General features: G+C 64.3%; 14 protein-coding genes. 2 read left to right on the top strand and 12 right to left on the bottom strand.

Annotated features, from left to right (window positions below):
• The first annotated feature begins 53 nt into the window (after positions 1 to 53).
• A complete protein-coding gene (locus FEV51_RS09455; RefSeq protein WP_138618305.1) occupies positions 54 to 2,102 on the top strand; it encodes a glycoside hydrolase family 3 C-terminal domain-containing protein in 2,049 nt (682 codons plus the stop codon).
• On the opposite strand, the gene FEV51_RS09450 is transcribed toward FEV51_RS09455, so the two are convergent.
• The 12 genes from FEV51_RS09450 to FEV51_RS09395 form a co-directional block, all read right to left on the bottom strand.
• Positions 2,099 to 3,085, bottom strand: a complete 987-nt coding sequence (locus tag FEV51_RS09450) for a DUF2891 domain-containing protein (RefSeq protein ID WP_138618303.1) — start codon at positions 3,083 to 3,085, stop codon at positions 2,099 to 2,101. The two genes, FEV51_RS09455 and FEV51_RS09450, sit on opposite strands and share 4 nt — an antisense overlap.
• A complete protein-coding gene (locus tag FEV51_RS09445) occupies positions 3,082 to 4,035 on the bottom strand; it encodes a DUF979 domain-containing protein (RefSeq protein WP_138618301.1) in 954 nt (317 codons plus the stop codon). Before FEV51_RS09445 ends, FEV51_RS09450 begins: the two co-directional genes overlap by 4 nt.
• Positions 4,032 to 4,715, bottom strand: coding sequence for a DUF969 domain-containing protein (locus FEV51_RS09440; RefSeq protein WP_138618299.1), 684 nt, complete (start codon positions 4,713 to 4,715; stop codon positions 4,032 to 4,034). The genes FEV51_RS09445 and FEV51_RS09440 overlap by 4 nt, the downstream gene beginning before the upstream one ends.
• The gene (locus tag FEV51_RS09435) at positions 4,712 to 8,311 is read right to left on the bottom strand and encodes a hydantoinase B/oxoprolinase family protein (protein ID WP_138618297.1); all 3,600 of its coding nucleotides are present in this window, start codon (positions 8,309 to 8,311) and stop codon (positions 4,712 to 4,714) included. Before FEV51_RS09435 ends, FEV51_RS09440 begins: the two co-directional genes overlap by 4 nt.
• Before the next feature lie 46 nt (positions 8,312 to 8,357).
• Complete coding sequence (locus FEV51_RS09430) at positions 8,358 to 9,143, bottom strand: sulfite exporter TauE/SafE family protein (protein WP_138618295.1); 786 nt, start codon at positions 9,141 to 9,143, stop codon at positions 8,358 to 8,360.
• On the bottom strand, positions 9,140 to 9,553 hold the full coding sequence (locus FEV51_RS09425) for a DUF6691 family protein (RefSeq protein ID WP_138618293.1): 414 nt from the start codon (positions 9,551 to 9,553) through the stop codon (positions 9,140 to 9,142). The genes FEV51_RS09430 and FEV51_RS09425 overlap by 4 nt, the downstream gene beginning before the upstream one ends.
• Positions 9,550 to 9,996: a YeeE/YedE family protein gene (locus tag FEV51_RS09420; RefSeq protein ID WP_138618503.1), complete on the bottom strand. Its 447-nt coding sequence runs from the start codon at positions 9,994 to 9,996 to the stop codon at positions 9,550 to 9,552. Before FEV51_RS09420 ends, FEV51_RS09425 begins: the two co-directional genes overlap by 4 nt.
• A complete protein-coding gene (locus tag FEV51_RS09415; RefSeq protein WP_138618291.1) occupies positions 9,996 to 10,928 on the bottom strand; it encodes an MBL fold metallo-hydrolase in 933 nt (310 codons plus the stop codon). The genes FEV51_RS09420 and FEV51_RS09415 overlap by 1 nt, the downstream gene beginning before the upstream one ends.
• A gap of 70 nt (positions 10,929 to 10,998) precedes the next feature.
• Complete coding sequence (locus FEV51_RS09410; RefSeq protein ID WP_138618289.1) at positions 10,999 to 11,640, bottom strand: NrsF family protein; 642 nt, start codon at positions 11,638 to 11,640, stop codon at positions 10,999 to 11,001.
• Between the two features lies 1 nt (position 11,641).
• A complete protein-coding gene (locus FEV51_RS09405) occupies positions 11,642 to 12,172 on the bottom strand; it encodes a sigma-70 family RNA polymerase sigma factor (RefSeq protein ID WP_138618287.1) in 531 nt (176 codons plus the stop codon).
• Positions 12,169 to 12,627 carry a DoxX family protein gene (locus tag FEV51_RS09400; protein WP_138618501.1) on the bottom strand — a complete coding sequence of 153 codons (459 nt, stop codon included), beginning with the start codon at positions 12,625 to 12,627 and terminating at the stop codon, positions 12,169 to 12,171. Before FEV51_RS09400 ends, FEV51_RS09405 begins: the two co-directional genes overlap by 4 nt.
• Positions 12,628 to 12,650: 23 nt before the next feature.
• The gene (locus FEV51_RS09395; protein WP_138618285.1) at positions 12,651 to 12,935 is read right to left on the bottom strand and encodes a BufA1 family periplasmic bufferin-type metallophore; all 285 of its coding nucleotides are present in this window, start codon (positions 12,933 to 12,935) and stop codon (positions 12,651 to 12,653) included.
• 196 nt (positions 12,936 to 13,131) lie between these two features.
• Here FEV51_RS09395 and bufA2 point away from each other — a divergent pair, with 196 nt between their 5' ends.
• Entirely contained in the window at positions 13,132 to 13,413 is a 282-nt protein-coding gene (gene bufA2, locus FEV51_RS09390) for a BufA2 family periplasmic bufferin-type metallophore (RefSeq protein ID WP_138618283.1), read from the top strand.
• Positions 13,414 to 13,530 lie beyond the last annotated feature (117 nt).

Here is a 13,530-nt window from a genome sequence, read left to right as displayed (position 1 = left end):
CTTCATCGTTGCGCTTACGCGAAATTTACCATTCGGGCCGAACACTCCTGGCCATGCGCGCGCATTCGCCTGATTTTACAGCGGAACGAGAGCGGTTCGTCGAGGACCTGCTCACCTATATGTCGCTTGAAGACCGGCTGGGTCAGCTGGTCGTGATGCCGCAGGCCCCCGATCCCACGATCCCCGGTTCAGAGCGCAACGATTCACTGTTTTTCGACAATCTGCGGCGCGGCGAGATTTCCGGGGTTGGCGGCGTTGCCAGCAAATCCCACGCTGATGCGCTGCAACGCATTGCTATCGAAGAAACGCGGCTTGGCATCCCGCTGCTGTTCGCGGGCGAGACTGGCACTGGCTTCGAAACGATCATGCCCACCCGCGAAGCAGCCGCAGCAAGCTGGGATTCTGCGGCGATCGAAAGCGCAGAACACGCGGTCGCCGCTGAAGCGCGTGAAGCAGGCATCAACTGGGCGCTGGCGCCGCGCATCGACCTTTCCGTCCGCCGCGACGGCGGTGTTTCGGGCACTTCGGCCTATCTGGCACAGCTTGGGGCACTGGCGCGGATTCGCGGGTTGCAGGGCGGCGGCGAAGAGTTTGAACACACGCTACTGGCCTGTCTGACACTCGCTTCCGCAACGGCGGGCGAATTGCTCGGCGCCCTGCACGGCCCCCGCAATAGCTCCGGGGCCGAGTTGGCGGTTTTGCGAGGTGTGCTGCGCGAGGAACACGTAGCCAGTATCGCCATAGATATCGACCAGCGCGCGATGGCGGGTGACGCCTATCATGCGGGAGTCTCCGTGGAGCCGCTTGCCCGGCTGGGCTCCTATCCGGGCATCGTATTGTCAGAATGGGCCGAATTTGCGCGCCTGTGCGGACTGCACAGCACCCAGCCGCCATTTTGCGGCCTGTCGGTCGACCGGCTGGTGGCGGCGATTGATGCGGGCCGGATCGAAAAGCGGCGGATCGATATTGCGGTGCGCGCTGTGCTGCGGGCCAAACTTTCGCTCGGCCTGTTCCGCGCCGATTTCAGGCCGCATCAGTACGCTGCCGAAAACTCTGTTATTACCAAGCGCCGTCATCGTGCCGCCGCCCTTGATCTGGCGCGTAAATCTATCGTCCTGTTGCGCAATAATCCCGCGTTGCTGCCGCTCTCTGTGGATTCAGGCGAACTGTTGGTGGTGGGTACTTGTGCGGGCGACCGGCAGCTTCCCCTAGGTGACCAGGAAGGCACCTCCGCAAGCCTGATCGACGGGCTGGAGCAGCGCGGCATCGCTTTCAAATATGTCCCCGGACTGGCGCTGCGCCACGATGGCTCGCAGGCGCGCCATATGTTGGAGGCTGACCGCATGGCGATTGGCATGGCCGCCGGCGCGGCGCGGACGGCCAAGACCGTATTGCTGGTGCTGGGTGAGACCAAGCAGCTGGGCGAGGCGCACAGGCTGCTGCTCGAAACGCTATGTGCGGTGACTGACAGGGTGGCGCTGATCACGCTTGGTTCGCACCCGCTCGACCCGGTGCTTGATGGCAGGAGCCTGCCCTGTGTGCTGCACGCGGGTCAACTCGGGACCATGAGCGGCCATGCTATCACGCAGGTGCTGACCGGCGATTTCGCCCCGGTCGGGCGGCTGCCGCACGCCTTTGGCAAAGCGGGTTCGCCCCGCTTGCTGCCAATGGGCCACGGGCTGGGTTATGGCGAATTCATCCTATCAGACCTAACTCTCGAACGCGGCGCGCATTGTCTCTACGCCAGTGCCGAATTGCGCAATGTCTCCGAGCGCGCTGGAACCGAAACTGTCCAGCTGTATGCCTGCCGCAGCGATGGCGAAGGTGGACCGTGCGATGCAGAGCTGCGCGGCTTTGTGCGGCTGACGCTGGCGTCCGGCGAGCGGGAACGGGTCAATTTCGAAATCGGCGGGGCGGAATTGGGCGAGCTTGGCGATGACGGCAAATATGACGTCGCGCCGGGTATTTACGATATTCGTGTGGGGCTGAACGCAGCGCATGGTCACATGTCACAAGTGTCGGTTTCGCCCGCCATGGCCGAGGCGATGCGCACTGGTCGCCGCTTCCCGTCGTCTGGCCGTGCGGATTTGCGTAGCGCCTAACGCTCGCCAAGTGCGAGCAGTGCGAAGCTTGCCAGCCAGTGTTCGCCCATATAATCGCCTGCAACATGCGGCAGCGCGGCGGCCAGATGCTGCTGCGCGTGGGTTTCGAGCAGGCTTGCAACCGCCTCATCAGCGACACATCCCGCAACACCTCGCAAGCACCACGCGCGGCTGAGGTTAAGCCCGTCGAGATGCGCGATCTTGCCGTCGCTGCGATCCGAAACTGTGACCGGGTAGCACTCACGCTCAAGCCAGCCATTCTCAATCACCAGCGCGGCGAACCAGGGCGCGAACTTTGCACGCTCCCACACCCGGCTCATCAACAGCGCAGCTGTGAGCACGGGGGAGAGAAATTCATCTCCGCCCGGCTCCCACCCGCGGTAACTGCTGCGAGCGGCAAAGGCGCCATTCGCCCAGTCGTCAATATCGGCCAGCAAAACGGCATCGTTGGCCTCTGCCCATTCCCGCGCCAGCACCAGCGCGAAGGCGGTGTTGAAATGCGTGCCCACCGTGATGGGGTAGGTCAGCAGGGCTAAAAATTCGCGAAACCGCACAGCAAAGGCGCGCGCCAGCGGTTCAATCTGTGCGGCCCATGCGCTGTCGCCATGCCGCTGAGCCTCCAGATGCAGGTAGAGCAACCAGCCCCAGCCATAGGGCCGCTCGAACCCGCGCGCTTCGGGCCGGTCGAGATAGGCCAGTTCGGCGGAGAGTTTGTCCGGGGTGAAACTATTTTTGGCCAGTTCGGCAATCGCTGCCGCCTCGGCCATATCGGGAAATCGCCGCCGCAGCGTCAACAGCGTCCACCAACCATGCACGCAGCTGTGCCAGTCGAAACTGCCGAAGAACACCGGATGCAGCACACGCGGGGGCAGCACATCACTGTCGGACGCCATCACATGATCCAGCTTGTGCGGGTATTCGCGCGCCACATGGCCCAGCGCGATCCGCGCAAAGCTGCTGGCGATGTCTGGGGTCAACCTCATCGGAACGCCAGAAAATAGATCAGCAGGATATTGCAGGCCAGCAGCGGCACTGCGGTCGCCACCTGCATCCGGATCACGCCGTACTGGCTTTTCAGATCAAGCAGCGCAGCGGGCACGATGTTAAAATTGGCCGCCATCGGGGTCATCAGCGTGCCGCAGAACCCGGCTAGCATCCCAATGGCGCCGATGACTGGCGCGTTGCCGCCAAAGCCCTGCACCAGCACCGGTATTCCAATTGCCGCCGCCATCACCGGGAAGGCGGCAAAGGCATTGCCCATGATCATGGTGAAGCCCGCCATGCCAAGGCAATAGACCAGCACGGACAGGAACAGGCTGCCTTCAGGGATCACCTGCCCTGCCAGCGCGCCGATAATTTCGCCCACACCGGCCAGCGCGAACACTGCGCCCAGTGCCGCCAGCATCTGCGGCAGCACCGCAGCCCAGCCGATAGAGTCCATCAGCCGCCGCCCTTCCTCCAGCGGTGCAAGCAGCGGCGGGCGCAGCCATGCCATGCACACCGCCAGCGCGATCAAAACCCCTGCCCCCAGCAGGATCAGCGTCACCCAGCGATCTTCGAACAGCCCCGCGTCACCCAGCGCTGTGAATTTGTACAGCAGCGTCCCGGCAAAGGCCGTGATCGGGATGATCAACGCGGGCACGAACAGCCGGTTACCAAAGCGCGCCGACAGCGTCTCGCGCTGCTCCACTGTGGTTGTTTCCGGTTCGCCGCGCGCCAGCCAGCCTGCCCCGGCAATGCCCACCAGCGCCAGCACCAGCACGCCGTTGATCAGATCAGACAGCACCCCACCAAAGAAGAAGCTGACTGCCATCAGCCCCCAGAACGCGGCATTGCCCCAGCGCTTGGCATTGCCCCGGTCCAGCGCGCTGAGCACGCTCCAGGCGGCAAACACTGCCCCGGTGAGTGCATAGAGCCATTCGAGCGTGATCATGGCTGCGTTCCCCCACTGGCCGGGCCCAATCTGCGGTCGAACCACAAGAGCCGTCCGCCGTGGATCAGAAACGCGCAGATCGCAGTGGGGATCGCCCAGACCGACAGCTGCAAGGGCGTGAGTTCATAGCCATAGCTGTCGAACACGCCCTGAATCAGCAGGATCGAAGCGATGGCGACAAAGATATCCTCGCCAAAAAACAGCCCAACATTATCGGTCGCCGCTGCCATGCCCAGAACTTGCTCGCGCTCATCCTCGCCCAGTTCGCCATGCGTTTTGACCGCTGCGGCTTCGGCCATGGGCGCAACCAGCGGGCGCACGGTCTGCGCATGGCCTGCCACCGACGTGAGACCCAGTGCAGCGGTTGCCTGCCGGAATATCAGATAGAGCAGCAACAGCCGCCCCATTGTGGCCGCACGCACATTTTCGATCAGAGTCCGCGCACGTTGCTGCAAGCCATAGCGTTCGAGCAGTCCGATCACCGGCAGCACGATCCAGGTGATCGAGATATAGCGATTGTCGTTGAACGCCTTGCCCAGCGCCTCCACCACGGGGACCAGATCCAGCCCCCCCAGCATTCCGGTGGCAATGGCGGCAATCGCCACCACCAGCAGCGGATTGAACCTTAGCGCGAAGCCCAGCACGACCAGCGCAATGCCGATTAGCGGCCAGTAATTCATTTGTCCCCGTCCCCCAACTCGTTGCCGGAAAGTTCGCCGCCGAAGCCCCCGCCGCCGGGAGTCAGGATCACGAAACTATCGCCTATTGCCATGTCTGCCGATCCTGTCGCGCCCAGATGCTGAACCGAGCCATCGCTGCGCTCGACCCAGTTTTTGCCCGGCAGCGCAGCGCCGCCGCCCTTGATACCCTGCGGCGCGATTTTACGCCGGTTGGCGAGCATATTGGCGCGCATCGGTTCAAGGAAAATCACTCGCCGCTCCACCCCGTCGCCGCCCCTGTGCCGCCCTGTCCCGCCCGAATCGCGCCGGATGGCGAAAGTTTCCAACCGCACCGGCAGGCGCGTCTCCAGAATCTCGGGATCGGTCAGGCGGCTGTTGGTCATATGCGTCTGCACCGCGCTGGTGCCGTCATGATCCGGACCCGCGCCCGATCCACCCGCGATCGTCTCGTAATATTGGTGCGTTTCATTGCCAAAGGTGAAGTTGTTCATGGTCCCCTGACTGGGCGCAAGTCTGCCGGTCGCCGCAAACAGCGCGTCGGTGACCACCTGGCTGGTTTCCACGTTGCCCGCCACCACCGCAGCAGGCGGCTGTGGGCCAAGCATCGAGCCATCGGGGATAACCAGTTCGACCGGGCGCAGGCAGCCGTCGTTCATCGGGATCACATCGTCGATCAGCGTGCGCAGGACATAGAGCGCGGCGGCGCGGGTGATGGATCGCGGAGCGTTGAAATTGTCAGGCAATTGCGCGCTGGTGCCAGTAAAATCGAACACGGCGGACCGGCTCGCGCGGTCGATGCGGATCGCAACGCTGACCGCCGCACCATTGTCCATCTTATAGCTGTACGCGCCATCCTCCAGCCCGACCAGCAGTCGGCGCACCGATTCCTCCGCATTGGCAAGGACGTGATCCATATAGGCCGCGACCACCGCGCCGCCCTGTTCCTGCGCGGCAGACACCAGCAATTCGGAGCCGCGCGTGCAGGCGGCAAGCTGCGCGCGCAGGTCGGAGATATTGCGATCGGGATTGCGCGCGGGCCAGCGGGCATCGGCCAGTGCTTCGCGGATGGCAGCTTCACAAAAACTGCCCCTGTCGACCAACAGCAGGTTGTCGATCAGCACGCCCTCATCCGTGATGGTCCGGCTGTCTGGTGGCATGGAGCCGGGCGCTATCCCGCCGATATCCGCATGGTGCCCGCGTGCCGCCACAAAGGCGTCGGGCGCGGCGCTGCTGTCGTCATAGAAAACCGGCACAATCACTGTGATGTCGGGCAAATGCGTACCGCCGCGATAGGGATCGTTGAGCACATAGGCATCGCCGCGCCGGATGCCGCGCCCGTCCGCTGGAGCGCCCCCACCGTCTGGTCCGCGCGCCTCGATAATCCGCCGGATGCTGTCACCCATCGACCCCAGATGCACCGGGATATGCGGCGCATTGGCGATCAGCGCCCCGTCCGCATCGAACAGCGCGCAGGAGAAGTCGAGCCGCTCCTTGATGTTGACCGAAGTGGCGGTGGATTGCAGCACCACGCCCATTTCCTCGGCAATGGCCATGAACAGATTGTTGAAAATCTCCAGTCGCACTGGATCGGCCTGCGTGCCTGCGGCCAGCGTGCGGTCCAGCACTTCTGTGCGGGTCAGGACCAGGCTGCCCTCTTGCGCCAACCTTGCCTGCCAGCCGCGCTCGATCACGGTGGTTGAGCCCGGATCGATGACCAACGCAGGACCGGCAATGATCTCGCCCTCGTGCATCGCGGCTCGCTGGGTGGTGGGCCAGTCGCCCGATGGCTTGCCCGCTGCGGCATAGGGTTCGGGCACCGCCTGCGCCAGTCCGCCCGCTGCGCTGCTGGCTTCGACGCTTAGTGCCTCGACCACAATCTGCCCCTCGGCATCGGAATAGCCGAAGCGCTGGCGGTGCGCGGCGCGGAACTCGGCATCCATAGCTGCCAGATCGCCGCAGGCAATCGCCAGCACGCTGTCGCTGCCCGCAAAGCGCAGCCGCGCGGTGGCGGCCAGCTCTATTGCATCATCGGCCACGCCCTGCGCGCGCAGATCACCGTGTGCCTCGTCCTCCAGCCTTGCGAGGTCAGAAGCAAATCCGCCCTCGAGCGGTCGCAGCAGGCTGGTCTCGCGGATCGCCTTTACCGGAGCAAGGCCGATCCCGTAAGCTGACAGCATTCCTGCCAGCGGGTGAACCAGCACGGTTTCGATCCCTAGCGCATCGGCCACTTTGCAGGCGTGCTGCCCACCCGCTCCGCCAAAGCACGCCAGCGCATAGCGGGTCACATCATGCCCGCGCGCCACGCTGATTTTGCGGATCGCTTTGGCCATCGCGTCCACTGCGATGGCGAGGAAACCCTGAGCAATATCGGCCAGCGGGCGCGGCTCCGGAAGCTGGCCTGCGATTTCCTCCAACCGTGTGCGGGAGGCGGCGGGATCAAGCGGCGCATCGCCCTGCGGCCCGAAGACTGCGGGGAAGAACGCCGGGTCGATGCGGCCAAGAAACAGATTGCAGTCGGTAACGGTCAGCGGGCCGCCCTTGCGGTAACATGCGGGGCCGGGGTCGGCGCCCGCACTCTCTGGTCCCACCCGGAACCGCGCCCCGTCGAAACGGCAGATCGAGCCGCCGCCCGCCGCCACCGTATGGATCTGCATCATTGGCGCCGCTACGCGCACGCCCGCCACCACGCTGTCGCCAGTCAGTTCGAAAGTGCCCGCATAATGAGCGACATCGGTGCTGGTCCCGCCCATGTCGAAGCCGATCAGCCGGTTATGGTCCAGCGGGGCAGAGGCGGCGACCATGCCGACCACGCCACCAGCCGGGCCGGACAGAATCGCATCCTTGCCGCGAAACGCGCCAACCTGCGCCAGCCCGCCATTCGATTGCATAAACCGCAGGCTGTCCACCTGCGGCAGGCTGGCGGTCAGCCTGTCGGTATAGCGGCGCAGCACGGGCGAGAGATACGCGTCGACTACAGTGGTATCGCCGCGCGGCACTAGCCGGATCAGCGGTGCGATTTCATGACTGACGCTCACCTGCGCAAAGCCCAGTTCGCGCGCAATCTGCGCCACCCGCACCTCGTGCTTAGTGTATTTCCAACCATGCATTAACACGATGGCGAGCGCGTCAAAGCCCGCTTCGCGCAGCTGGGCAAGCGAAGCCCGCGCGGCGTCCTCGTCAAGCACGGTCAGCACTTCGCCATCGACCGCCACGCGTTCGGCAATCTCGACTACACGTTCGGGCAATTGTTCGGGCAGCACGATGTGATGTGCGAAAATCTCGGGCCGGGCCTGCGTGCCGATCCGCAGCGCATCGGCAAATCCGGCAGTAATCGCCAGCGCCAGCCGCTCCCCCTTGCGTTCGAGCAGAGCATTGGTGGCGACCGTGGTGCCGATCCGCACCTCGGCAATCGGCCCCTCGCCATGTGCTGCCATCAACCGGCGCACCGCTTCGCTGGCCGCATCGGCATAATGGCCGGGGTTTTCGGATAACAATTTGTCAGTCACCAGCCGCCCGTCGGGCGTTGACGCCACGACGTCAGTGAACGTGCCCCCGCGATCGATTGCGAAGCGCCATGCAGGGGCCTGAGTCATCATTGCGCACAGAGTAAGCGGCGCGGCGCGGCGCGCAAGCCCGCTTGTGTCAGCCGATGCCCACAGCGGCGGCGCTCTGCCACAGCATATAGGCGGCCACGACAAAGATCAGACCGGCAAAAACCCGCGTCAGCGCTCCAGTCCCCGACAGGCGGCGGGCCAGCGCTGCCCCGCCGAAACCGCCCAGCACTCCGCCAGCAATAAACAACCCTGCCAGCACCCAGTCGACCAGTCCCGACACTGCATAATTGGCCGCAGTGGTCAGGCCGAATGCAGTCACAGCGACCAGACTGGTGCCAACGGCATTGATCATCGGCATCCGCGTCGCAGCCATCAGGCCCGGCACGATCAGAAACCCGCCGCCAATCCCGAAAAAGCCCGAGAATATGCCGCTGCCCAGTCCAAAACCCAGCAGCTTTGGCGCGTTATCGCGGCCCAGCACCACTGCCCCGTCATCCGCGCCGCTGCGTTTGCGCAGCATCATCGCGCCGACCGCGATCATCACCAGCGCGAACAGGAACAACAGCTTGTCGCCGTCAAAATTCTTACCCAGCGTCGATCCGCCCAACGCGCCCAGCATCCCTGCGGCGGCAAAGACCAGCCCGCAGCGCCACTTCACAGTACCCTTGCGTGCGTGCTGCAACAGTCCGGTCGCGGCATTGACCGCCACCGCCAATGCGCTGGTGCCAATGGCGATATGCGGGCTGGCGACGCCAACCACATAGACCATCAGCGGCACGGCCAGAATTGAACCGCCGCCGCCGACCAGGCCCAGCGTAAAGCCGACCAAGGCGCCCGACAGTAGGCTGGCGATTACATAGGCAAGGTCGATCACTTGCCGATCAGCCGCGCAATGCCCATTCCGGCCAGCATAGCGATGACAAAGATCGCCGCCGAAGCAGGCTCGATCACCAGTGCAGCAAGACCCGGACCGGGGCACAGGCCCGCAATTCCCCATCCGACGCCGAACAGCGCCGCGCCGCTGATCAAGGCTGGCGACAAATCACTGCGTTCGGGAAGCGAGAAACCTTCGGCGAACAGCGGCACCTGCATCCGCCGCTGCACCTGCCAGGCCAGCGCCATGACCAGCACCGCGCCGCCCATCACAAAGGCCAGCGTGGGATCCCACGCGCCAAACAGATCGAGGAAACCGCGCACCCGTGCCGGGTCGGTCATCCCGCCCAGCGCCAGCCCGCCGCCAAACAGCGTGCCCGATGCCAGCGGCACTCCAGTCGCGCGGATCATGGCAATATCTCCCAGCCCAGCGCATTCATAGCGGTGACGGTGGCAATCCCGGCGGCCATGAAGGTTACGGTGGCGACAATCGAGCGCTGCGACAGGCGGCTGACCCCGCACACGCCGTGGCCGCTGGTGCAGCCGCTGCCGATGCGGGTCCCTACGCCAACAATCAACCCGGCGATGACCAGCGGGACAGGTCCGGCAAACTGCGCCTCCAAACCGCCGCGCAGCAGCATCACGATCAGCGCGCCAAGCGGCAGGCCGAGCACGAATGCCCAGGCCGCGGGCCGCGTCATGCTGCCATCGGCAAGCCCCACCGCGCGCGCCAGCACGCCGGAAACACCGGCAATGCGCCCCGCGCCCAGCAGCATCACCGCAGCGGCCAGACCGATCAGGGCGCCGCCCGCCAGACCGGCCAGCGGGGCGGCATCGGGATATCCGGGCAGCATCACAGCGCGTTCACCGGGATCTTGATGTAGCTGACGCCATTACCCTCCGGCTCGGGCAGATGCCCGCCGCGGATATTCACCTGAATTGATGGCAGGATCAGCTTCGGCATTCCCAGCTTGCTGTCGCGATCGGTACGCATGGCGACAAATTCCTCCTCGGTCACGCCGTCGCGGACATGGACATTGCCGGTCCGTTGCAATTCGACCGTGGTCTCCCACGCAAATTCGTCGCGCCCCGGTGCCTTGTAATCATGACACAGGAACACCCGAGTATCGCCGGGGAGCGAGAGCAGACGGCGGATAGATCGGAATAGTTGCGCCGCATCCCCGCCGGGAAAATCGGCGCGCGCGGTGCCGTAATCGGGCATGAAAATCGTATCGCCGACAAAGGAAGCGTCGCCGAAGACAAACGCCATGTCGGCAGGCGTATGGCCCGGCACATGCAGCACCGTCCCGCGGATTGCGCCAAGCTCCAGAGTATCGCCATCATCGAACAGGCGGTCAAATTGCGAGCCATCACGCTGGAAATCGGTCCCCGCATTGAAGACTTTCCCGAATTCGTCCTGCACCCGGGTGATCTCGCGCCCGATCCCCAGCTTGCCGCCCAGCCGTTCTTGCAGATAGGGCGCAGCGGACAGGTGATCGGCGTGGGCGTGGGTCTCGATGATCCATTTCACCGACAGCGCGCTGTCGCCGACATATTCGACGATCCGGTCCGCCGAGGCATGACCCGTGCGCCCGGATGCCGCATCATAATCGAGCACAGAGTCGATTATCGCCGCCTCACGTGAAGCTGCATCGTGAACAACATAGGTGACGGTATTGGTCGCCTCGTCAAAGAACCCGGCAATAGTGGGGCGGAGTGATTTGTCGCTGCGAACAGCCTTGATCTGGGCTGTGGCAGCGTGCAATGCTTGATCAGTTTCGGTCATGCACGTGCGTTACGCCAGCACACCCGGTTTGTATATCGCACAACCTGCCGCGCGCAGACCTATCCGCCCATCACCACGAGAGCACTCGCGCGATGGCATAGCGGCCCACCACGCCGCCGATCAGCACCGGCAGCGTGTGCCAGATCGCCAGATGTTCCAGCGTATCGATTGGGCAGGACAAGCCATAGGCAGCACTGCCCAGCGCCCCTGCCGCAACCCCGGCCAGCATTCCGGCGTTGCGCGGATTGACCGGCGCGCCGCGGCGCAGCCACAGCGTCAGCGCGATGGCGGTGGCGGATGAAGCTACCAGCGCGTGGGCCATGCATTCCAAACCGTAAGGATCGTTCAGGATCGCGCCCGTGCTGCCCTTTGCCAAAGCGCTGACCACTGCAGCCAGCGGCAATACCGCCAGCATCGCCATGCCCCAGCGCGGGCCGTCGTGCCGCGTGCCGACGCCGGGCGATGCCATCACCACAGCACTGGCCGACGCGGCTGCGCCCAGCACCAGCAGCATCCCGTTGGCGGCATAGAAAATCGCCTCGGCATCGCCGCGATAACCGCCGCGCCACAGGCCCGCAGTCAACCACACGCCCAGCGCGCCGATGGCGGCAGCAGCAGCGACCAGCGCCCAACCATAATTGGCGCGCAGCGGTGCGACCGGCTGCATATCGTCGACCATGCTGTCGATCAGGGTTTGATTGACCCGGCTCATATTATTCTGCCTTCTCGATAAGCGCGGACAGCTTTTTCAGTCCGCGATGAATATTGACCTTGATAGCGCTTTCGCTCTGGCCGCTTTTGTGGGCTGCATCGCGCACCGAATGGCCTTCGATCTTGACCAGTTCGATGGCGGTGGCCTGATTGTCGGACAAGGCGCCGAACATCCGTTCCAGGCTGACGCGGGCAATCACCACGTCTTCCTCGCTATCCTGCACCGCGCTGTCGTCGAACAGCTCGGTTTCGTCGGCGCGGTAAACCTTGCGCAGGTGATCGACCCAGCGATAGCGGGCAATTGCGGCCAGCCACGGCAGGAACGGCCTTGCGGGATCATAGCTCGCGCGCTTGGCATGAACCGCCATCAGCACTTCCTGCACCAGATCATCGATCTGCGGCGCGGGCACCCGGCGGCGGTAGTAACGGGCCAGCCACGCTGAAGACTCCGACAACAGCACCGCATAGGCGCGTTTGTCACCCGTCTGCGCAGCGCGCATCATCCGCGCCAGAGTGGCCTCTTCGGATTTCACCCCTGCACCTTTCTGCCCATCAAGGCATCGAGCGAGAACAGCCCGCCGCCGCGCACAATTAACAACCCGGCCAAGGCGGCCCAGACGATATGTACGCTCCACCACGCCTCTGGATAGACGAAAATCTGGATGACCAGCGTCATCAGCAGTAGCGACAACGCGGAAAACCGGGTCGCCAGACCAACCACCAGCAGGATCGGAAACAGATGTTCGGCATAGGTCGCCATTGGCGCAGCGATTTCCGGCGGCAGCGGCACCCCGGCATATTCGCTGTCGAACAGCACATATGTGATGTCGCTGATTTCCAGCCAGCTGCCCTCGGTCACCTTGGTGCGGCCAGAGCGCCAGAAGATCCCGGCCAGCGCAATGCGGGCAAGCAGCAAGGCCGCGCTTTCAGTCCAGCGGCCCGAGATCAATGTGACCACACGGGCGTAGAGCGAAAGCGCGGGTTGCATCGTCATGGCTCCAGCCCCGCCGATCAGCGCTTGATCGCGGTGAGCGAACCGTTGCCCTTGGGCGTCTTGGTCGTCACGCAGGTGCCTTTCTTGACCAGCTTCCAGGCATTGCCCTGATAATCCTTGGTGCTGGTTCCCGCGCAGCTGGTGCCGGGACCGGCGGCGCAATCGTTCTTGCCCGCCTTGGCAATACCATAACATTTCTCGGTCTGCGCCTTCTGCGCGGCTGCGGGGGCGGCAGCGGCCAGCCCGGCGGCAATGCTGGCGGTCAGGGCGATACCGGCGACGCGGGTAATTGTGGATGTCATCTCAGGGGTTCCTCGAAATCAGGGGTGAACACAGTGCCCTGGCCGATGCCGGAGCTGTCACAGGGTTCGCGCCGGAACACGCGCTGGTTACGGCCAGAAATAACTTTTCTTGCTGTAACCGGCACGCCCCTCCCTCCGAACTGTCCAGTGTCCATGCGGGACATTCGCGATTTTTCAGGTTTCAGGAGATTACCCAATGTTTCACCGCACCACCGCAGCCGCCGCTGCTGCCGCCGCTTTCGCACTGTCATCTGGCATGGCCTTTGCCGCCGAAGCACCCGAGGGCAGCCGCGGCGCTGCGCTGAACAGTGGGGACACCGTGCATTGTTACGGTGTCAACACGTGCAAGGGGACCGCCGACTGCGCCACCACCAAGAACGAATGCAAGGGCCAGAATGAATGCGCCGGTCACGGCTTCAAGGCGATGAAGGCCGGTGATTGCCTGACCAAGGACGGCACAATTGGCGATATCGGCTGACCGGCGGGTGGCCGGGCGCTTCGACCCCTCCGGCGCGCGGCCTCCCATGATCCACATCCGATAGAGCCACGGTGGCCCGGCACGACCCCTCCCCCCGGAGGCCGGGCCGCCACCCCT

This window comes from Qipengyuania marisflavi, assembly GCF_005884405.1.
GTDB classification, from domain to species: domain Bacteria; phylum Pseudomonadota; class Alphaproteobacteria; order Sphingomonadales; family Sphingomonadaceae; genus Qipengyuania; species Qipengyuania marisflavi.
This window is presented reverse-complemented; position numbering and strand designations above follow the sequence as displayed.

Excerpts from the sequence above, each read along its gene's own strand:
- FEV51_RS09440 (WP_138618299.1), bottom strand. The coding sequence starts at position 4,715 with ATGAATTACTGGCCGCTAATCGGCATTGCGCTGGTCGTGCTGGGCTTC.
- FEV51_RS09445 (WP_138618301.1), bottom strand. The coding sequence starts at position 4,035 with ATGATCACGCTCGAATGGCTCTATGCACTCACCGGGGCAGTGTTTGCC.
- FEV51_RS09410 (WP_138618289.1), bottom strand. The coding sequence starts at position 11,640 with ATGAGCCGGGTCAATCAAACCCTGATCGACAGCATGGTCGACGATATG.
- FEV51_RS09400 (WP_138618501.1), bottom strand. The coding sequence starts at position 12,627 with ATGCAACCCGCGCTTTCGCTCTACGCCCGTGTGGTCACATTGATCTCG.
- FEV51_RS09435 (WP_138618297.1), bottom strand. The coding sequence starts at position 8,311 with ATGATGACTCAGGCCCCTGCATGGCGCTTCGCAATCGATCGCGGGGGC.
- FEV51_RS09455 (WP_138618305.1), top strand. The coding sequence starts at position 54 with ATGCGCGCGCATTCGCCTGATTTTACAGCGGAACGAGAGCGGTTCGTC.
- FEV51_RS09395 (WP_138618285.1), bottom strand. The coding sequence starts at position 12,935 with ATGACATCCACAATTACCCGCGTCGCCGGTATCGCCCTGACCGCCAGC.
- FEV51_RS09450 (WP_138618303.1), bottom strand. The coding sequence starts at position 3,085 with ATGAGGTTGACCCCAGACATCGCCAGCAGCTTTGCGCGGATCGCGCTG.
- FEV51_RS09420 (WP_138618503.1), bottom strand. The coding sequence starts at position 9,996 with ATGCTGCCCGGATATCCCGATGCCGCCCCGCTGGCCGGTCTGGCGGGC.
- bufA2 (WP_138618283.1), top strand. The coding sequence starts at position 13,132 with ATGTTTCACCGCACCACCGCAGCCGCCGCTGCTGCCGCCGCTTTCGCA.
- FEV51_RS09425 (WP_138618293.1), bottom strand. The coding sequence starts at position 9,553 with ATGATCCGCGCGACTGGAGTGCCGCTGGCATCGGGCACGCTGTTTGGC.
- FEV51_RS09415 (WP_138618291.1), bottom strand. The coding sequence starts at position 10,928 with ATGACCGAAACTGATCAAGCATTGCACGCTGCCACAGCCCAGATCAAG.